General features: G+C 69.9%; 20 protein-coding genes and 1 riboswitch. Of the genes, 6 read left to right on the forward strand and 14 right to left on the reverse strand.

The genetic code is table 11. From position 1 onward, the window contains the following. The first annotated feature begins 22 nt into the window (after positions 1-22). On the forward strand, positions 23-448 hold the full coding sequence (locus tag EIP85_RS19980; protein WP_241560112.1) for a MarR family winged helix-turn-helix transcriptional regulator: 426 nt from the start codon (positions 23-25) through the stop codon (positions 446-448). Here EIP85_RS19980 and trmB read toward each other — a convergent pair. The 11 genes from trmB to miaB all read right to left on the reverse strand — a co-directional run bounded on the left by trmB (position 445) and on the right by miaB (position 11029). After that, positions 445-1140 carry a tRNA (guanosine(46)-N7)-methyltransferase TrmB gene (gene trmB, locus EIP85_RS19985; protein ID WP_127903984.1) on the reverse strand — a complete coding sequence of 232 codons (696 nt, stop codon included), beginning with the start codon at positions 1138-1140 and terminating at the stop codon, positions 445-447. The genes EIP85_RS19980 and trmB overlap by 4 nt on opposite strands. A gap of 185 nt (positions 1141-1325) precedes the next feature. Beyond that, positions 1326-2204, reverse strand: coding sequence for a glutathione-dependent disulfide-bond oxidoreductase (yghU, locus tag EIP85_RS19990; RefSeq protein ID WP_127903985.1), 879 nt, complete (start codon positions 2202-2204; stop codon positions 1326-1328). Between the two features lie 80 nt (positions 2205-2284). Then, the gene (gene queF / locus EIP85_RS19995) at positions 2285-2746 is read right to left on the reverse strand and encodes a preQ(1) synthase (RefSeq protein WP_206615603.1); all 462 of its coding nucleotides are present in this window, start codon (positions 2744-2746) and stop codon (positions 2285-2287) included. Further along, on the reverse strand, positions 2746-3915 hold the full coding sequence (gene metK, locus EIP85_RS20000) for a methionine adenosyltransferase (protein WP_127903986.1): 1170 nt from the start codon (positions 3913-3915) through the stop codon (positions 2746-2748). Before metK ends, queF begins: the two co-directional genes overlap by 1 nt. Before the next feature lie 7 nt (positions 3916-3922). Further along, positions 3923-3972: riboswitch (SAM-SAH riboswitch) on the reverse strand. Between the two features lie 78 nt (positions 3973-4050). Beyond that, a complete protein-coding gene (gene lnt / locus EIP85_RS20005; protein ID WP_127903987.1) occupies positions 4051-5565 on the reverse strand; it encodes an apolipoprotein N-acyltransferase in 1515 nt (504 codons plus the stop codon). Between the two features lie 2 nt (positions 5566-5567). Beyond that, positions 5568-6449: a hemolysin family protein gene (locus EIP85_RS20010; RefSeq protein ID WP_127903988.1), complete on the reverse strand. Its 882-nt coding sequence runs from the start codon at positions 6447-6449 to the stop codon at positions 5568-5570. A 36-nt stretch (positions 6450-6485) separates the two neighbouring features. Further along, entirely contained in the window at positions 6486-7004 is a 519-nt protein-coding gene (gene ybeY / locus EIP85_RS20015) for an rRNA maturation RNase YbeY (RefSeq protein WP_127903989.1), read from the reverse strand. Then, complete coding sequence (locus EIP85_RS20020) at positions 6988-8010, reverse strand: PhoH family protein (protein WP_127903990.1); 1023 nt, start codon at positions 8008-8010, stop codon at positions 6988-6990. The genes ybeY and EIP85_RS20020 overlap by 17 nt, the downstream gene beginning before the upstream one ends. 644 nt (positions 8011-8654) lie before the next feature. After that, positions 8655-8906: a hypothetical protein gene (locus tag EIP85_RS20025; RefSeq protein ID WP_127903991.1), complete on the reverse strand. Its 252-nt coding sequence runs from the start codon at positions 8904-8906 to the stop codon at positions 8655-8657. Between the two features lie 20 nt (positions 8907-8926). Beyond that, positions 8927-9493 (reverse strand): OmpA family protein, encoded by a 567-nt coding sequence (locus EIP85_RS20030; protein ID WP_164871823.1) that lies wholly within the window; start codon positions 9491-9493, stop codon positions 8927-8929. 219 nt (positions 9494-9712) lie between these two features. After that, positions 9713-11029, reverse strand: a complete 1317-nt coding sequence (gene miaB, locus EIP85_RS20035) for a tRNA (N6-isopentenyl adenosine(37)-C2)-methylthiotransferase MiaB (protein ID WP_127903993.1) — start codon at positions 11027-11029, stop codon at positions 9713-9715. A 115-nt stretch (positions 11030-11144) separates the two neighbouring features. Between miaB and EIP85_RS20040 the strand changes: the two genes are divergently transcribed. Continuing rightward, positions 11145-12014 (forward strand): glycosyltransferase family protein, encoded by an 870-nt coding sequence (locus EIP85_RS20040; RefSeq protein WP_127903994.1) that lies wholly within the window; start codon positions 11145-11147, stop codon positions 12012-12014. 247 nt (positions 12015-12261) lie between these two features. On the opposite strand, the gene EIP85_RS20045 is transcribed toward EIP85_RS20040, so the two are convergent. Together EIP85_RS20045 and pip are read right to left on the reverse strand one after the other, a co-directional pair. Continuing rightward, positions 12262-12690: an FKBP-type peptidyl-prolyl cis-trans isomerase gene (locus EIP85_RS20045; protein ID WP_127903995.1), complete on the reverse strand. Its 429-nt coding sequence runs from the start codon at positions 12688-12690 to the stop codon at positions 12262-12264. 120 nt (positions 12691-12810) lie between these two features. Next, the gene (gene pip, locus EIP85_RS20050; RefSeq protein WP_127903996.1) at positions 12811-13758 is read right to left on the reverse strand and encodes a prolyl aminopeptidase; all 948 of its coding nucleotides are present in this window, start codon (positions 13756-13758) and stop codon (positions 12811-12813) included. 315 nt (positions 13759-14073) lie between these two features. Between pip and EIP85_RS20055 the strand changes: the two genes are divergently transcribed. From EIP85_RS20055 to EIP85_RS20065, 3 genes are all read left to right on the forward strand, one after another. Beyond that, positions 14074-14760, forward strand: coding sequence for a haloacid dehalogenase type II (locus EIP85_RS20055; RefSeq protein WP_127903997.1), 687 nt, complete (start codon positions 14074-14076; stop codon positions 14758-14760). Beyond that, a complete protein-coding gene (locus tag EIP85_RS20060) occupies positions 14760-15593 on the forward strand; it encodes an alpha/beta fold hydrolase (RefSeq protein WP_127903998.1) in 834 nt (277 codons plus the stop codon). The genes EIP85_RS20055 and EIP85_RS20060 overlap by 1 nt, the downstream gene beginning before the upstream one ends. Positions 15594-15671: 78 nt before the next feature. Beyond that, positions 15672-16649, forward strand: a complete 978-nt coding sequence (locus EIP85_RS20065; RefSeq protein WP_127903999.1) for a threonine ammonia-lyase — start codon at positions 15672-15674, stop codon at positions 16647-16649. Here the strand turns inward: EIP85_RS20065 and EIP85_RS20070 are convergent. Continuing rightward, positions 16637-17896: an MFS transporter gene (locus EIP85_RS20070; RefSeq protein WP_127904000.1), complete on the reverse strand. Its 1260-nt coding sequence runs from the start codon at positions 17894-17896 to the stop codon at positions 16637-16639. The two genes, EIP85_RS20065 and EIP85_RS20070, sit on opposite strands and share 13 nt — an antisense overlap. A gap of 171 nt (positions 17897-18067) precedes the next feature. Here EIP85_RS20070 and pobA point away from each other — a divergent pair, with 171 nt between their 5' ends. Continuing rightward, positions 18068-19234 carry a 4-hydroxybenzoate 3-monooxygenase gene (pobA, locus tag EIP85_RS20075; protein WP_127904001.1) on the forward strand — a complete coding sequence of 389 codons (1167 nt, stop codon included), beginning with the start codon at positions 18068-18070 and terminating at the stop codon, positions 19232-19234. The last annotated feature ends 7 nt before the right edge of the window (positions 19235-19241 follow it).

Raw genomic sequence — 19241 nt, forward strand, 5'->3', positions numbered from 1 at the left:
ACCGAATAATGGGGGACAGACCGTGAGCCAGCCGATAGACGAGATGCCGGGCCATCTCATCCGCCGCCTGAACCAGCGCTCCACGGCGGTGTTCCAGGCCGGGATCAAGCCCGCGCCGATAGAGATGACATCGGTCCAGTTCGCGGCCCTCGACGTGCTCTGGCGCCATCCCGGCATCGATCAGGCCCAGCTCGCCGCGCTGATCTTCTACGACCGCGCGACGATCGGCGAGGTGGTCAGGCGGCTGGTGCAGAAGGGCCTCGTCGCCCGCGAGGTCAGCCCCGAGGACCGCCGCGCCCGCATCTTGGGCCTCACGCCCGCTGGCCAAGCCGCGCTGACCGCAGCCCGCCCGCTGGTCGAGGGCCTGCAGGCCGACATCCTCGCCCCCCTCACGGCCGAGGAGACAGCCCAATTCATGGCCCTCGCCCGCAAGGCGCTGGCGGGTTAGGCGCGCCGGAAGGTCAGGTAATGCGGCGGGCGTCCCTCGCGGATCGCCTTCTGCTCGTAGCGGGTCGAGAACCAGTCCGCCCAGGGCTCGCCGCTCTCCTGCTCCAGCACGAAGCCCGCCCGCGGCACCTCCTCCAGCGTCTGGCGCACGTAATCGGGAATATCGGTCGCCACCCGGAACTCCGCCCCCGGCCGCAGCACGCGGGCCAGCGGGCCCAGATGCCCCTGCGTCACGAAACGCCGCTTGTGATGGCGTTTCTTCGGCCAGGGGTCGGGATAGTTCAGGAATGCTTTCGAGATAGACGCCTCCGGCAGCACGTCGAACAGGTCCCGCGCATCGCCGGGGTAGACGGCGAGGTTCGTCACCCCCGCCTGGCGGATCTTGCCCAGAAGCATCGCCACGCCGTTCACGAAGGGCTCGCAGCCGATCAGCCCGATCTCCGGGTAGCGCGAGGCCATGTGGACCATGTGCTCGCCACCGCCGAAGCCGATCTCCAGCCAGATCTCGCGGTCCCCCTCGAAGAAGGCCGCCGGATCGACCGGCGCCCGCTCCGGGTTCTCGGCGAAGCTCACCCCCTCGGGCGCGAGCGCGGCGAGGTCGTGGTCGAGGTATTCCCGCTGGCTGTCGCGCAGGGTCTTGCCATGGCGACGGCCATAGAAGTTGCGCCATTCGGTGGGCTTGGGATCGGACATGGCTCTTCGCTGCGTTTCGGGGCCGCCGGGGTCTATCCCCCGCCCCTGCCCAGCGTCAACCCACGCGAGGGAAAATAGGAAAGGGCGAAGCCTCTCAGCCCCGCCCCCATATTTCCTGTCTCCAAATATCCCGCTGGGGGCCCGGGGGGCGCGAAGCCCCCCGGCCTTGGCCGCCGCGCGCGGCCCTAGCCTTCCAGCTTGTCCTGCGTCTTCGTCTCGAAATCCGACGCGTCGTGCCGCTCGTGCAGCTGCTCGGAAGGCTCCCCGAAGGTGCGGTTCACCATCCGCCCGCGCTTGACCGCCGGCCGGGCGTCGATCTCCTTCGCCCAGCGCTGGACATGTTCGTAGGTCTCGACATCAAGGAACTCGCCCGCGCCGTATTGCCGCCCCAGCGCCAGCTGCCCGTACCAGGGCCAGATCGCGAAATCGGCGATGGAAATCTCGTCGCCTGCCATGAAGCGCCGGTCGGCAAGGTTGCGGTTCAGCACGTCGAGCTGCCGCTTCGTCTCCATCGTGAAGCGGTCGATCGCGTATTCGATCTTCACCGGCGCATAGGCGTAGAAATGCCCGAAGCCGCCGCCGAGGTAGGGGGCGGAGCCCATCTGCCAGAAGAGCCAGTTCAGCACCTCGGTCCGCGCGGGCCCCGAGGCCGGCAGGAAGGCCCCGAACTTCTCGGCCAGGTGGACGAGGATCGAGCCACTCTCGAACACCCGCACCGGCTCAGGCCCGGAGCGGTCCATCAGCGCCGGGATCTTGGAGTTCGGGTTGATGTCGACGAAACCCGATCCGAACTGGTCGCCGTCCCCGATCCTGATCAGCCAGGCGTCGTATTCCGCGCCGGTGTGGCCGGCGGCGAGCAACTCCTCGAACATCACCGTGACCTTCACGCCATTCGGCGTGGCCAGCGAATAAAGCTGGAACGGGTGCTTGCCGACCGGTAGCGCCTTCTCATGCGTCGGCCCGGCGATCGGCCGGTTGATGGAGGCGAAATGCCCACCGGAGGGTTTTTCCCAGGTCCAGACCTTGGGGGGCACATAGCCGCTGTCGCTCGGCATGTCGTTCATGGCGTCCTCGCTTACGGAAGTATCTGTCCCGGCTCAGGTAGTCCGCGAGGCCGCCGTGCATAGGCGGCCTCACGCCACCGTTACCCGCGGCCGCGGTAGGTCGGCACGCCCTGGTCGGGCAGCCAGATCCCCTGCGGCGGCTCCCCGGTCTGCCAGAAGACATCGATCGGGATCCCGCCGCGCGGGTACCAGTAGGCTCCGATGCGCAGCCATTGCGGTGCCAGAAGCTCCACCAGCCGCTTGCCGATGTAGACCGAGCAGTCCTCGTGGAACGCCCCGTGATTGCGGAAACTCGTCAGGAACAGCTTCAGCGACTTCGATTCCACCAGCCACTCGCCCGGGATGTAGTCGATCACGATATGGGCGAAATCCGGCTGCCCCGTCATCGGGCAGAGAGAGGTGAACTCCGGCGCGGTGAAGCGCACCACGTAGGCCGAGCCCTGGTGCGGCGAGGGCACGCGCTCCATCACCGCCTCTTCGGGGCTCTTGGGCGCCTCGACATGGGCGCCCAGCTGGGTCAGTCCGGAGACATCCGTCGTCATCAGCGGATCGCCTTCTTCAGCGCCTCGACCAGGTCGGTCTTCTCCCAGGAGAATCCGCCGTCGTTCTCCGGATGCCGGCCGAAATGGCCATAGGCGGCGGTCCGGGCGTAGATCGGGCGGTTGAGGTCCAGATGGGTGCGGATGCCGCGCGGGGTCAGGTCCATCACCTGCGCCACGGCCCGTTCGATCTCGGCCTCGTCCACCTCGCCGGTGCCATGCGTGTCGACATAGATCGACAGCGGCTTGGCCACGCCGATGGCGTAGGAAAGCTGGATCGTGCAGCGCTCCGCCATACCGGCGGCGACGACGTTCTTGGCCAGGTAGCGCGCGGCATAGGCCGCCGAGCGGTCGACCTTGGTCGGGTCCTTGCCCGAAAAGGCCCCGCCGCCATGCGGCGCCGAGCCGCCATAGGTGTCGACGATGATCTTGCGGCCGGTGAGGCCCGCATCGCCGTCCGGTCCGCCGATGACGAAGGTGCCCGTCGGGTTCACCCACCATTCGGTCTTCTCGGTCAGCCAGCCCTCGGGCAGGACCTCGCGGATGAAGGGCTCCACGATGGCGCGGATATCGTCGGAGGTCTGGCCGTCATGGGCATGCTGGGTGGACAGCACCAGCGAGGTCACCTCCACCGGCTTGCCGCCCTCGTAGCGCACCGAAAGCTGGGATTTCGCGTCGGGCCGCAGGTCGGGGGCAAGGCCCGCCTTCCGCGCCTCGGCCAGGCGGTGCAGGATGGCATGGGCATAATGGATCGGCGCCGGCATCAGTTCGGGCGTCTCGTTCACGGCATAGCCGAACATGATGCCCTGGTCGCCCGCGCCGTCGCGGTCCACGCCCTGGGCGATATGGGCCGACTGCGGGTGCAGGTAGTTCGACAGCTGCAGCGTGTTCCAGTGGAACGCGTCCTGCTCGTAGCCGATGTCCCGGACGCAGTCGCGGACGATGCCGTCGATCTTGCCCATGTATTCGGCCAGGCGGCCCTTGTCCGACAGCCCCACCTCGCCGCCGACGACCACCTGGTTGGTGGTGGCGAAGGTCTCGCAGGCAACGCGGGCATTCGGTTCCTCGGCCAGGAAGGCGTCGAGGACGGCATCCGAAATCCGGTCGCAGACCTTATCCGGGTGGCCCTCCGAGACGGACTCGGAGGTAAAGACGTAATTCGTGCGCGGCATAGGTGAGTGCTCCATTGGAAAGAAATCCGCCACGCCAGGAAGCCGTTGTGACGGTTCAAGCCTCTGAGTTAGACCTCGGCGGCACCCGGGTCAATGGTGCTGCCGTTTTTGTCCACAGGGGCGGCGCCGGCGCGCTCAGCCCCGCCGCCGCCGTCGGCGGCCCGCCAGCAGCGCCCCGGCGCCGAGGAGCAGGACAAGCGCCACCGGCCAGTCCCCGGTCCGGCTGTAGGGCGTCGCGGGCAGCGCGCCGGGGATGACCGTGTCGATGATGCCCTGCTTGCCAAGCGGGACCGACTTCAGGATCCGGCCCTTGGCGTCGATCACCGCGCTCACGCCGGTATTGGCCGCGCGCAGGATCGGCAGCCCCTGCTCGATCGCGCGAAGCCGCACCTGCGCAAGGTGCTGGTAGGGCCCGGAAAGCGTGCCGAACCAGCCGTCGTCGGTGATTTGCAGGATCCAGTCCGGCCGGGTCTTCGTGCGCAGGTCCTGCGGAAAGATCGCCTCGTAGCAGATCAGCGGCAGCATGCGGCCGAGCGGGCCGAGGTCCAGCACCTCCGCCCCCGGCCCGGGCGTGTAGCCATAGCCCTGCGAGGGCGCGAAATCCGGGTTGCCGGTGATGTCGAAGTAGAGATCGCCGAACGGGATATACTCGCCGAAGGGCACGAGGTGGTGCTTGTCATAGACCTGCTGCACCTTGCCCCCCGCCCCGATCAGGGCAAGGCTGTTATAGGCGTACATCCCCTCGGTCCGCTGGATGCCCAGCGCCACCTCGCGCCCGCCCGCGGCCTCAGAGATCAGCTTCAGCCCCTCGCCCGCCCGGTTCAGCAGGAACGGCACCGAGGTCTCGGGCCAGACCGTCAGGTCCGGCGCGCCGGGCGCCTCGGTCTGCCGCAGCATCCGGTCGAAGAACATCGGCGCATAGTCGCGCCGCCATTTCAGCTTCTGCGGCGCGTTGGGCTGCACCAGCCGCACCGTCTGCGCCCGCGGCGCCGGCATCGGCAGGCCCAGCCGCCACTGGCCATAGCCGGCGGCGGCCCCCAGAACCGCCCAGCCGAAGATCAGGCCCCGGACCGGACCGAAGGCCACCGGAGCGGCGGCGGCGAGCGCCGTCAGCAGGCTCAGCCCCACCGGCCCGGCGATCGCATCCGCCTGCGCCACCCAGGTGCCGACCCAGACGTGGCCGATCAGGGCCCAGGGCAGCCCGGTGAAGATGTAGGTGCGCAGAAGCCCGCCCCCCGCCATTGCAAGCGCGAAGCCCAGCGCCCGGCCGCGCCGGTCAGCGCCCCCCAGCGCCACGGCAAGCCCGCCCGCGAGCGCCCAGAAAAGCGCCATCCCGCCCGCCATCAGGACCAGCGCGAAGGGCGCCATCCAGCCGTCGGTCCGGGCAAAGACCATGAAGGGATCGACGATCCAGAACATCGCGGCGGCGAAATACCCCGCCCCCGCGGCCCAGCCGGTCAGGGCCGCCCAACGCCAGCCCGGCGCCGTCGCCACCAGCCAGGTGAGCCCCAAGAGCCCCGCGAGCGTCAGCCCCCAGAGCCCCAGCGGCGCCTGCCCGCCCGCCGCGAGCGCGCCCAGCGCGAAGGCTGCCGGCAGGGGCCACAGCGCCCGCACGCGGCTGCGCCCGAAATCGAGCGATCCGACCGCCATCCTCAGCCGTCTTCCTCGTCCAGCAGCCGCGCGGGAAGCCGCACCCTCAGCCGCTTGATCCGCCGCGGATCGGCATCGACCACCTCGAAGGCCACGCCGCTCTCATGCGGGATCACCTCGCCGCGGGCCGGCACCCGGCCGCACAGCAGGAAGACCAGCCCGCCCAGGGTGTCCACCTCCTCCTCCTCGTCCTCGGGGGCAAGGCGGATGCCGATCAGGGCCTCGAACTCGTCGAGCGGTGCCCTGGACTGCACGAGGTAGACGCCGGGCTTCTCCTCGATCCAGAGATCGCCCTCCACCTCGTCATGCTCGTCCTCGATCTCGCCGACGATGGTCTCGATCAGATCCTCGATCGTCACCAGGCCGTCGACCCCGCCGTATTCGTCGATCACCAGCGCCATGTGCATCCGGTCGCGCTGCATTTTCTGCAGCAGCACGCCGACCGGCATCGAGGGCGGGGCGTAAAGCAGCGGCCGCAACAGCTTGCGAAGGTTGAACCGCCCGCCGCCGGTGCCGAAACCGTAGCCCAGCGCCAGGTCCTTCAGCATGACAAGGCCCAGCGGCGTGTCGAGCGTGCCCTTGTAGACCGGCAGACGGGAATAGCCGTGCTCGCGGAAGATCTCGACCAGCTCCTCCTTGCCGATGGTCACCGGCACGGCGACGATCTCTGCCTTGGGAATGGCGACGTCGTCGACGCGCAGGCGGCGCAGGTTCGACAGGCCCAGCACCGGCGCGACCGCAGGCGCCCCTCCGCCGCTTTCGGCGCCCTCGCGGACCTCGCTCTCGCGCCCCTTGAACAGCCGGCCCAGGAGGCCCCGCCCGTTTCGCTCGGGCTCTGAAAGCTCGCCCCCGGCCTCCGCGGCCCCTTCGCTCGTACTGCCCATGGTCCTTTCGTCCCTAGAAATCCGGCCAGGCGGCCGTCATGAATCCGGCTCGGAATATGGGTCCGGCAGGCCCATCCCGGCAAGGATGCGCGTCTCCAGCCCTTCCATCAGCGCCGCGTCGCCTTCCCGGATGTGATCATACCCGAGAAGATGCAAGGTCGCATGAACGACCAGATGCATTGCGTGATCTGAAAGCGGCTTTCCCGCCGCCTCGGCCTCCCGCGCGCAGGTCTCCCAGGCGATGGCGATATCGCCCAGCTCCCGCGGCATCCCGGCGCCTCCCGGCTCAGGCAGGTCCGGGCGGGCACCCTCGGCCCCGGCCCCGCGTTCCTCGGCGGGCCAGCTCAGCACGTTGGTCGCAGACCCCTTGCCCCGGAATGTGCCGTTCAGCGCCGCGATCCGCGCGTCGTCGCAGGCCAGAAGCGCGACCGAGAACCCGTCCGGCATCAGCCCGACACCGGCCAGCGCCGCCCGGGCCCCGCGTTCGGCGATCTGGCCCAGCCCGATGCCGTCCCAGCGCCTGTCCTCGATCACGGTCTCAACCAGCGGCCTCATCGTCGCGCTCATACGCCTCGATGATGCGGGCGACAAGCGGATGGCGCACCACGTCCTTCGACGTGAAGTAGTTGAGGCTGACACCCTTGACCCCGCCGAGGATCCGCTCGGCCTCCGACAGGCCAGAGGCCTGCCCCCGCGGCAGGTCGACCTGCGTGCGGTCCCCGGTGATGACCATGCGGGAGCCTTCGCCGAGGCGGGTCAGGAACATCTTCATCTGCATGGAGGTGGCGTTCTGCGCCTCGTCCAGCACCACGAAGGCGCTGGAGAGCGTGCGGCCCCGCATGAAGGCCAGCGGCGCGATCTCGATGGTCTTCTCCTCCATCATCTTCTGCAGCTGCTTGGCGGGAAGGAAATCGTTCAGCGCGTCGTAGAGCGGCTGCATGTAGGGGTCGACCTTCTCCTTCATGTCGCCGGGCAGGAAGCCCAGCCGCTCGCCCGCCTCGACGGCGGGGCGCGAGAGGATGATCTTGTCGACATGCCCGCCGATCAGCATCGACACGCCCACCGCGACCGCCAGGTAGGTCTTGCCGGTACCCGCCGGGCCGATCCCGAAGGCCAGCTCGTTGGCATAGAGTGCGCGGACATAGTCGCGCTGCGCCTCGGTCCGGGGCTCGACGATCTTGCGGCGGGTGCGAATCTCGACCCGCCCCCCCTGGAACATCTCCAGCTGGTCGGCCGGGGTGGTGGCGCCATCGTCGCGCGCAGGCCCGCCAAGGCGGATCGCTGCATCGACATCGCCCGCCTCCAGCGGCCGTCCCGCCTCGAGCCGCGCGTAGAGGGTGCGCAGGACGATGGAGGCCTGCGCGCGGGCCGCGCCGTCACCGGCCACCGAGAGCTGATTGCCGCGCCTCACGATCTGCACGCCGAGCTGATGCTCTATCTGCGCGAGATTCCGGTCGAACTGCCCGCAGAGGTCGATCATCAGGCGGTTGTCGGGAAATTCCAGAAGCGCGTCGAGTGGGGCTTCGGGACGGGGCGGGGGGGTCAGCGCTGTGATGCCCAATAACGACTCCTTGGCTAAGCCTTACTTTATGGTGGGCCTTCAGGTCGGTTCGCGCAAGGTATTGTGTGGAAATAAAGCCGATGTGACAAAATCAAGCTCGGCCGCGTCATTTCTGCACGGATCCGCCCACCCTGCAGGCAGCTTCGGCACGCACCCGCCACCCCGCACGGCAGAGGGCCGCGCCCGACCGCGGGCGGGCGCGGACCACGCCCCCGGTCTGTCCGTTTATGGTGAAGCCCCCCCATCGGCATACCCCGCCGCGCGGGTGAAGAAGCGCCCGCCCTCAGGGGCGGCCAGGCGCTGCCCGGTGGTGCTGCGCACCACGCATCGGGCGGGGCGAGGCCCAAGGCCCCGCCACCTCGCGCAAGCGGAGGGCCGCGCGCGACCGCGGGTGGGCGCCTCAACGCCGCCGGTCTGTCCGTTTACGGTGAAGCTCCCCCTACGCCATCCTCCTCCGCGCGGGTGAAGAAGCGCCCGCCCGTCGGGGCGGTCGGGCGCTGCCCGGCGGCACTTCGTGCCGCGTATCGGGCAGGGGCTGCGCCCTATCCCGCCGTAGGGTGCGCATTCATTGCGCACCACACCGCCCGCAAGCGAAAGGGGAAGGCCGGTTTTCCGCCCTCCCCCGTCTCGCGATCCCCTCCGGGTCAGCTCTCCGCACCCGCCTTGGGCGGCATCCCCGGCGCATTGCACACGGGCTTCCCGCTCGGCGCGATGCGCGGTGTCATGAAGGCCCCGGTGCCCTCGATGAAATACCAGTTCTGGCACCCCTCCGGGCTGGTCCAGAGGCCGACCGCCTCGGCCCGGGGATGGGCCAGCGGCTTGTCGAACCGCGCGTTGATCACGCCCGAGCAGGCCGAAACCGCGGCCGACCCGATCAGGGCAAGCATCATCTTCATCCGCATCTGCCTCCCCCCTCTCACTGCTCGCACATGACTTCGACGCGGCGGTTCTCCGCCCGGCCCTCGGCTGTCGCGTTCGAGGCCCGCGGCTCGGTGTAGCCCAGCCCCTCGATGCTCGAGACGGTCGCCCCCGCCCCGCGCGCGATCGCGGCCACCGCGTTCGCCCGCCGCACCGAAAGGCGCATGTTGTAGCCATAGGCACCGACATTGTCGGTATGGCCGTGGATCACGTAGGAGGAGGAGCGGTCCTGCCGGAAGAACTCCCGCAGCCGCCGCCGCCCCTCGGGGCCGATCACGGCGCTGCCGCTCGCGAAAAGCTGGTCGGCCGAGGCCACGAGGCAGGGCCGCGCGGCACAGTCCATCGTCCCGTCGGCGCGGAAGCGCGGCGCCATGAACCCCTGCCAGCCGTTGTAGACCGCGTAATGCTGGCAGCCGTCCGGATCGGTCCAGATCGAAGGCTTGGCATCGTCGAGGTAATTTGCCGCCCGCGCGGCCCCGGCAGCGGCGCTCGCCGCAAGAAAGACCGCCGCGCCCATCGCGGCAAGTCCCGATCCGGCATGCGCCGGCCGTTGGTCACTCGTCATAGAGGCACCTCTCTCGCACTCGTACAAACACACGGAAGGGGAAGGGCACATCCCTCCCCAGACCCCTGAACTGTGACCGCCCGCGTCGGATTTGTGAAGAATTTCAGGCGCGCGCCGTGGCCCTTCGGGCGACAGAGGCGACTACAACCCGAAATTGTTTAGTCTCGAGCGCCAATCAGCGGAAAAGTGTCCCCGCCGCGCGCCTGTCCCCGCCCCGGATCAGGCCGGATCCACCACCGTCCCGGCCAGCGAGTTGGGATCGGCCCGGGTGATTCGCACCCGCGCGATCTCGCCGATCAGCCGCTCCGGCGCCTCGGCATGAACCGCCTGCAGATGTTCCGACTTGCCGGTGATCTGCCCCGCCATCCGGCCCGGCTTCTCGAACAGGACGGAGGTCTCGCGCCCCACCATCGCCTCCTGCGCCGCGCGTTGCTGGCGGGTGATCAGGGCCTGAAGCCGCTGCAGCCGCTCGTCCGCCTCGGCCGGATCGACGCCCGGCTTCTCCGCCGCCGGCGTCCCCGGACGGGCGGAGTATTTGAACGAGAACGCCGCGCCGTAGCCCACCGCCTCGATCAGCGCCAGCGTCGCGGCGAAATCCGCCTCGGTCTCGCCCGGGAAGCCGACGATGAAATCCGAGGTCAGAAGGATATCCGGCCGCGCCGCGCGGATCTTCTCCACCAGCCGCAGATAGGCCTCGGCCGTATGCTTGCGCGCCATCGCCTTCAGGATCCGGTCCGACCCGGACTGCACCGGCAGGTGCAGGTAGGGCATCAGCTCGGCCACCTCGCCATGCGCGGCGATCAGGTCGTCGTCCATGTCGTTCGGGTGCGAGGTCGTGTAGCGGATCCGCTCCAGCCCCTCGATCTTCGCCAGCCGCCGGATCAGCCCGCCAAGCCCCGCCTGCCCGCCATGCCAGGCGTTGACGTTCTGGCCCAGGAGCGTGATCTCCTTCGCGCCCTTGTCGACCAGCCCCTCGGCTTCCGAGATCAGCCGCGCCTCGGGGCGCGAGACCTCGGCGCCCCGCGTATAAGGCACCACGCAGAAGGCGCAGAACTTGTCGCAGCCCTCCTGCACGGTCAGGAAGGCCGTCGGCCCGATCGAGCGGCGCGGGCGCTCGGGCAGATGCTCGAACTTGTCCTCTTCGGGGAAATCGGTGTCGACGGCGCGGGCCCCGCCCGCCACCGCCTCGGCCATCGCCGGCAGGCGGTGATAGCTCTGCGGGCCGACGACGAGATCGACCAGCGGCATCCGGCGCAGGATCTCCTCGCCCTCGGCCTGGGCGACGCAGCCGGCCACGCCGATCTTGAGATCGGGCTTCGCGCCCTTCAGCGGCCGGAGGCGGCCGAGGTCGGAATAGACCTTCTCCGCCGCCTTCTCGCGGATGTGGCAGGTGTTGAGGAGGACCATATCCGCCTCCTCGGCCGAGCCCACGCTTTCGTAGCCGGCGGCGCCCAGCGCCTCGGCCATCCGTTCGCTGTCATAGACGTTCATCTGACAGCCGTAGGACTTGATGAAGAGCTTTTTCGTCTCGGTCATGGCCCCGGTCCCTTTCCGGCGGCCCTCCTACTCCCAAGGGGCCGCCGCCGCAACGCTTGCATTGCGTCCGGGCCTGGGGGAACCTGCCCGTTCCAGCGCCACCGCCGGAGGCCCTATGGAGCACGCGAGCCTCGACGCCTTCCTTTCCGACCGTGCCGCAGTGCTCGCGGACGGGCCGGTGGCCCTGATCTTCGCCGAGGACGCGGTAGAGCTGGAAAGCACGATCCGCCACCATCTCGGCCTCGGCTTCCCGACGCTCCTGCTGCTGGGGCAGGAGACGGGCGGCCTGCCGCGGGACCTGCTCCCCCGCCTTCACCGCATCGCCTATGACATTCATGCCGAGGGGGCCGTGCCCGCCGCCGTCAACCGGCTGATCGCGGCGGCGCCGGGGACATGGTTCTACTACGGCTACAATGCCGAATACCTGTTCTACCCGTTCTGCGAGAGCCGCTCGATCCGCGACATGCTGCGGTTCCATGCCGAGGAGCGGCGCGACGCCATGCTGGCCTATGTGGTGGATCTCTACGCCGCGGACCTCGGACGGCATCCCGACGCGGTCTCGCTGCAATCGCCGCTGATGGACCGCTCGGGCTATTACGCGCTCGCCCGGCCGGACCCGGCGCGCGGCGGCGCCCCGAAGGACCGCCAGCTCGATTTCTTCGGCGGCCTGCGCTGGCGGTTCGAGGAGCACATCCCCGAGGACCGCCGCCGCATCGACCGCATCGCCCTCTTCCGCGCCGCGCCGGGGCTGGAGCTGCGCGAGGGGCACCTCTTCAATGTCGAGGAATACAACACCTATGCCTGCCCCTGGCACAACAACCTGACGGCCGCGATCTGCTCGTTCCGGACGGCCAAGGCGCTGAAGCTGAACCCGGGGTCGACCTTCGACATCCCGGATTTCCGCTGGCACAACTCGACCCCTTTCGAGTGGCGCTCGCAGCAGCTGATGGACCTCGGCCTGATGGAGCCGGGCCAGTGGTTCTGAGCCCCTTGCACCCTCACAAACGGAGGGCGGCGCCCGACCGCGGGTGGGCGCGAACCACGCCCCGGTCTGTCCGTTTATGGTGAAGCTCCCCGAAAACCCGAACCGCGCCGCGGGGTGAAGAAGCGCCCGCCCGGGGGGCGGTCGGGCGCTGCCCGGCGGTGCTGCGCACCACGCATCGGGCGGGGGCTAGGCCGCGTAGGGTGCGCATTCATTGCGCACCCCCACATCGCTCGGCGTCTCCGCCGCCTCAGGCGATCTCGACCACGGCGACCTTGAAGGTCAGGTCCTGCCCGGCCAGCGGATGGTTGGTGTCGAGCACCACCACCTCCTCGGTGACCTCGGCCACCGTGACCGGGATCGCCCCGCCATCGGCGCGCGACAGCTGCAGCCGCGTGCCCGGGTCCAGCGGAATGCCGTCGGGCACCTGCGCCCGCGGCACTTCCTGCCGGCCGGAGGGATCGTGCGGCCCGTAGGCGTCGGCCGCGGGCACGGTGACCGTGCGCTCCTCGCCCGGCGCCATGCCGAGGATGGCGGCGTCCAGCCCGGGGATGATCTGGCCGCTGCCGGCGGTGAACTCCAGCGGGTCGCGGCCTTCGGAACTGTCGAACACGGACCCGTCGGTCAGGGTGCCGGTGTAATGAATGCGTACGGTGTCGCCCGATTTTACCTGGGTCATGGGGAATCTCGCTCTGCGGGAGGAATTTCAGAGGCCGCGCCAGTGGGCGCAGGTACTCCGGCTCCCCTAAAGCCTGCCCCCCATGGCCCCGGATGTAAACCCCGCCGCCCCCGCCCGGCATCATCCGGCCGCCGCGAAGCGATCCGTCGCTGCCCGCAGCTGCGCCATCATCTTCGGCCCCCCATGGCCTTCGTCCTCCACGATCACCAGCCGGCTCGCTGGCCAGCGCCGGTGCAGTGCCCAGGCTGTGCCCACCGGAAGCGAGATATCCCGCCGGCCGTGGATCAGGACCGCCGGAACATGCCCAATCGCACCGATCCGGGGCAGGATCTCGGACCCGGGCCCAAGGAAGCCATCGGCGGCGAAGTAATGCGTTACCAACGTCGCGAAGCTCAGCGCAGCCGCCTCGTCCATCCGTCGCCCCGGCCCGCCGGCGGCGAGTGAGACATGCACCTCCTCCCAGGCGTTCCAGGCCTGCGCCGCCGCCAGCCGCTCCGCCCGCGTCCCGGCCGAGAGCCTGCGCGCATAGGCCTTCACCACCCGCTCGCCTTCGCGCCGGCCGGAGGCGGCCTCGAACGCCTCCCAGGCCTCGGGAAAGATCCGTCCCATGCCCTCGACGAGCCAGTCGACCTCGGCCCGACTCGTGGTCGCCACCGCCGCCAGCGCCAGCGCCTCCACCCGGCCGGGATGCTCCAGCGCATAGGCCAGCGCGAGCGTCGCCCCCCAGGAGACGCCCGCGACCAGCCAGGCATCGATCCCGAGATGCGCCCGCAGCCGTTCGATATCCGCGATCAGCACCTCCGTCCGGTTGCCGCCAAGGCTCTCCGGCACCTCCCCCGCCAGGGGCCGGCTCCTCCCGCAGCCGCGCTGGTCGAGCCCGATGAGGAGGTAGCGTTCCGGATCGAACCAGCTGCGATACGACCGGCTCCCGAGCCCGCTGCCCGGCCCGCCATGCAGGTAGAGCGCCGGCCGCCCCTCCGGGTTGCCAGAGGCCTCCCAATAGACCTCCGCCCCATCCCCCATCGCCAGATGGCCCGAGGCAAAGGGCTCCTGCAATTCATCCGACACGGCATTCCTTCCAACACGTTCGCCGGCACCCTAACGCCCCCGCAAGACCGATCCCACCCCACCCGGCAGAGGGCCAGCGCCCGTCCGTGGGTGGGCGCGAGCAGCGAACGCGGTCTGTCCGTTTACGGCGTAAAGAACCCCTTCGGCATTCTCGCGCGGTGAGGTGCGAGAAGCGCCCATCCGTCCGGGCGGACGGGCGCTGGCCCGGCGGCGCTGCGCGCCTTGTCCCGGGCCGGGGCCCCGGAGGCACGCCCGCCCCCGTCCCGCCCTTCCCCTCCCCTGCCGCCTGTGCCAGTCTCCGCGCCGGAGGCCCCCATGACCATCACCACCTGCGTCTTCGACGCCTACGGAACGCTCTTCGACGTCAACGCCGCCGCCCGCGCCGCCGCGGCCGAGCCGGGCGGCGAGGCGCTCGCCGCCATCTGGCCGCGCCTGGCCGAGGACTGGCGCCGCAATCAGCTGGAATATTCCTGGCTCCGCGCCATCACCGGCGCCCATGCCGACTTCCGTCAGGTCACCGCCGAAGGGCTGGACTGGGCGATGGAGGCCGCGGGCCTTGCCGACCCCGCTCTCCACAGCCGCCTCATGGCGCTCTACGACAACCTCGCGGCCTACGCGGAAGTCCCCGCCATGCTCGCCACGCTGAAGGCGCAGGGCCTCGCCACCGCGATCCTGTCGAACGGCGCGCCGGGCATGCTCGCCTCGGCGACGGCCTCCGCCGGGATCGGCGACCTCCTCGACGCCACCCTCTCGGTCGAGAGCGTCGGCATCTTCAAACCTGCGCCGCAGGTCTACGACCTGGTCGGCCAGCACTTCGGCTGCGCGCCCGCCGAGGTCCTCTTCGTCTCCTCCAACGGATGGGACGCGGGCTGCGCCACCGGATACGGCTTCACCACCGCCTGGGTGAACCGCGCGGGCCTGCCGGTGGACCGCCTGCCCTGGCGCCCCGCCCATATCCTGCCCGACCTCCACCCCATCCCCGATCTCGCGAGGCGCCTCTGATGTTCTTCACCGCCCCCGACGGCGCCAGCCTGCATTACGAGGACGAGGGCGAGGGCCTTCCCCTCCTCTGCCTGTCCGGCCTCACCCGCAACACCGAGGATTTCTCCTACCTCGCGCCGCACCTGCCGCCCTGCCGGCTGATCCGGATGGATTACCGCGGCCGCGGCCGCTCCGCCTTCACCGGGCCGAAGACCTACAACGTCCCGCAGGAAGGGGCCGACGCGATCGCGCTGCTCGACCATCTCGGCCTGCCGAAGGCGGCGATCCTCGGCACCTCGCGCGGCGGGCTCATTGCGCTCTACCTCGCGGCCACGGCGAAGCCCCGCCTCTCCGGCATCTGCCTCAACGACGTCGGCCCGGTGGTCGAACCCGCCGGCCTCGCCCGGATCGAGGGCTACCTCGGCCATCGCCCCCGCGCCCGCACGCTTGCCGAGATGGCGAAGGTCTACGCCATGTCCCCCGGTTTCTCCGGCGTCCCCGAAAGCCGCTGGCTGGAGGAGGCCCGCCACCATTACATCGAAACCCCCTCGGGCCTTGACCTGCGCTACGACCCGGCGCTGCGCGAGCCGTTCATCGAGGCGATGAAGGGCGCCGCCCCCGGCGCCCCGCCGCCCGACGCCTGGCCGCTCTTCGACGCCACCGCCGGGCTGCCGCTGGCGCTTCTGCGCGGCGCGCATTCCGAGATCCTCTCCGCCGCCACGGCCGCGGAGATGCGCCGCCGCCGCCCCGACATGATCTTCGCCGAGATCGAGGGCCGCGCCCATATCCCCTTCCTCGACGAGCCCGCCTCGCTGGCCGCCATCCGTGCCTGGCTCGGCCGTCTTACCCCCTGACACCCCTTTCCGTCCGAAAATATCCCCGCCGGAGGCCCCCGCCGCCTCCGCCCATCGCCAGACCGCCCAGAGGACCCGATGACAGACATCCGCATGATCGAAGCCGCCGCCGCGCGCCTTGCCGGGCATGTGCGCCGCACGCCGCTGCTTTCCTCGCCGTTCCTTGAGGAGATCGCCGGCCGGCGGCTCTTCGTGAAGGCCGAATGCCTGCAGCATACGGGCAGCTTCAAGTTCCGCGGCGGCTGGTCGGCGGTCTCGGCGCTGGATCCCGAGACCCGCGCCCGCGGCGTGATCGCCTTCTCCTCCGGCAACCACGCGCAGGGCGTGGCGCTTGCCGCGAAGCTCCACGGCGTGCCCGCCGTCATCGTCATGCCCTCGGACGCGCCGGCGCTGAAGATCGCCAACACCCGCGGCTTCGGGGCCGAGGTCGTCCTTTACGACCGCGCCACCGGCGACCGCGACGCGATCGGCGCCCAGCTCGCGGCCGAGCGCGGGCTGACGCTCATCAAGCCCTTCGACGAGCCGCAGGTGATCGCGGGCCAGGGCACCACGGGGCTGGAGATCGCCGAACAGGCGGCCGAGGCCGGCGTGACGCAGGCCGACGTCCTCGTCCCCTGCGGCGGCGGCGGGCTGACCTCCGGCATCGCTCTGGCGCTTGAGGCCCGCGCCCCGGGCCTGCGCGCCCGCCCGGCAGAGCCGGCAGGCTTCGACGACGCCACCCGCTCCCTCGGCTCGGGGCAGATCGAGCGCAACCCGGCGATGACCGGCTCGATCTGCGACGCGATCGTCACGCCGCAGCCGGGCAACATCACCTTCCCGATCCTCAAGCGGCTCTGCGGCCCCGGCATCGTGGTGACGGACGACGAGGCGCTCCACGCCATGGCGCTCGCCTTCCTCAGGCTGAAGATCGTGGTGGAACCCGGCGGCGCGGTGGCGCTGGCCGCCGCCCTCTTCCACCCCGAGCAGGTAGAGGGCGCGGCAGTGATCGCCGTCACCTCCGGCGGCAACGTCGACCCGGCGATGTTCTGCACCGCGCTGGAACGCTACGCCGGCTGAGCCAGCCCCTCCTCGCGCGCCCGGCGCGCGAGGATCCTGCGCGAGGCGATCGTCAGGCAGAGGCTCGCCACCGCACACCAGACCGCCATGCCCAGCATCTGGGTCGGCAGCGGCACGCCCCGGTCGATCAGAACCCCCGAAACCCCCGGCCCGATCGCCGTCGACAGCACCATCGCCGCCACGATGATCGAGCGGATCCCGCCGAGATTGGCCAGCCCATAGACCTCCGGCCAAAGGGCGCCCATCAGCGTCCCGGTGAAGCCGAAGCTGACGCCAAGCAGCAGCATGAAGACATAGACACCCCAGACCGGGGTGACGAGCGCGACCGCGAGCGAGGCGAAGCCCAGCGGGATCAGCAGGTAGGGAAGCAGGCGCAGCGCGCCGTACCGGTCGATCAGCGCGCCGCAGACGAAGCCGAAAAGGACGGTCGCCACCGACATCACCGGGAAGGCCGCCGCGAATTCCAGCGCCGAATAGCCCCTGAGCGAGATCAGATAGCCCTGCTGGAAGAAGATCGTCGTGCCGATGAAGGGCGGCGCCAGCAGCCCGACGAGGAGCAGGTAGAGCATCGGATCCCGCACCACCTCGCCCCGTGTCCAGTCCCGCGCGGTCTGCGCCTCCCGGGCACCTATATCGGCGGATCGCGGCTCCCGCTCCACCCGCATCAGCGTCGCGATCAGCGGCAGGCCGACCAGCATCAGCACCGCGGCCGAAAGCCACCAGGCCATGTGCCAGCCCCCGCTCGCCTGGTCGATCAGCACCACGACCACCGGCAGCAGCGCCGAGCCCAGCGGCTGCCCCGGCACCACGATCGCCATCGCCCGGCCGCGGTTCGCCACGAACCAGCGCCCGATTTCGGTAAAGGCGATCTCGGTCATCATCCCCTGCCCGAAAAGCCTGAGCAGGTAGAGCGCGATCCCCAGCACCGCCACGTTCGGCGCCACCGTGATCAGCACGCAGGCCACCGCGAGGACGGGCATCGAGAAGCCCACCACCTTCCAGCCCGCCATCAGGTCCAGCGTGCGCCCGATGAACGGCAGGGTCGAGGCGCTCGCCAGCGTCGCAAGCATGTAAAGCGCGCCGAACTCCCCGCCCGACAGGTGATAGGCCGCCCGCAGGTGATTGCCCGCCAACCCGATGAAGAAGGTCTGCCCGAAGGACGAAAACAGCGTCAGCAGAAACCCCGCCGTCAGCCAGCGGGCGTTCTCCGCGAAGAAGGAAATATTGTCTTTAAAATGTTTGCGCATGACGTCGCTTAGAGGCCAAAGCCCCGGCCTTGGCAAGGGCGCCCGGGCCGGGGCCCGGCAGGTTTTCCCGGACCGCGCCCGGCGCGCGCCGGGCGCGCCCCGCCACCCCTGTGTCGGAATATAATTGACACTGCCAACTACCATCGCCATGCTGCGCGCAGGGAGTTCGACATGCGCGCGCAAATCTGCATCATCGGGGGCGGCCCTGCCGGCCTCCTTCTGTCACAGATCCTGCATCGCGCCGGCATCTCGTGCATCGTCCTCGAACGTCACAGCCGCGACTACGTGCTCGCCCGCATCCGCGCGGGCGTGCTCGAATGGGGCTCGGTCGAGGAACTGGAGCGCGCAGGCGTCGGCAGCCGGATGCGGGCCGAGGGCATCCCGCACGACGGCGTCCTGCTGGCCGCGCGGAACCGGGCCATCCGGATCGACTTCAAGGATCTGATCGGCCGTCAGGTCATGGTCTACGGCCAGACCGAGGTCACCCACGACCTCTACGACGCGCGCGACGCGATGGGCGGCACGGTGATTACCGAGGCCGAGGGCGTCACCCTTCAAGGCCTGCCCGACACGCCCTACGTCACCTATGTCAAGGACGGCACCGAGCACCGGATCGACTGCGACTACATCGCAGGCTGCGACGGCTTCCACGGCCCCTCGCGCAAGGCGATCCCCGAGGCGCTGCTGAAGACCTACGAGAAGATCTACCCCTTCGGCTGGCTGGGCGTGCTGTCCGAAACGCCTCCGGCGGCGGAAGAACTGATCTATGCCAGCCACGACCGCGGTTTCGCACTCTGCTCCATGCGCAACCCGCACCTGTCGCGCTACTATATCCAGGTGCCCCTCGACCATAAGGTGGACCAGTGGTCGGACGAGGCGTTCTGGGCGGAACTCAAGCGCCGCATCCCGCATGACGCCGCCGAAACGCTGGTGACCGGCCCCTCGATCGAGAAGTCCATCGCCCCCCTGCGCAGCTTCGTGGCCGAGCCGATGCGCTGGGGCCGCCTGTTCCTCGCCGGGGACGCCGCCCATATCGTGCCGCCGACCGGGGCCAAGGGCCTCAACCTCGCCGTCTCCGACGTCCATTACCTCTCCCGCGCGCTGATCGCACACTACCGCGACGGCAGCGAGGAGCTGCTGGACCGCTATTCCGAAACCGCCCTCGCCCGGGTGTGGAAGGCGATCCGGTTTTCATGGTGGATGACGACGCTCCTGCACCGCTTTCCCGACCAGTCCGACTTCGACCTTCACATCCAGGCCTATGAGATCGAATATCTCGGTGACAGCCGCGCCGCCCGCACGGCGCTGGCAGAGAACTACACCGGCCTGCCGTTCTGAGAGGGGT

The organism is Solirhodobacter olei, from assembly GCF_004010155.1.
Taxonomy (GTDB): Bacteria; Pseudomonadota; Alphaproteobacteria; order Rhodobacterales; family Rhodobacteraceae; genus Solirhodobacter; species Solirhodobacter olei.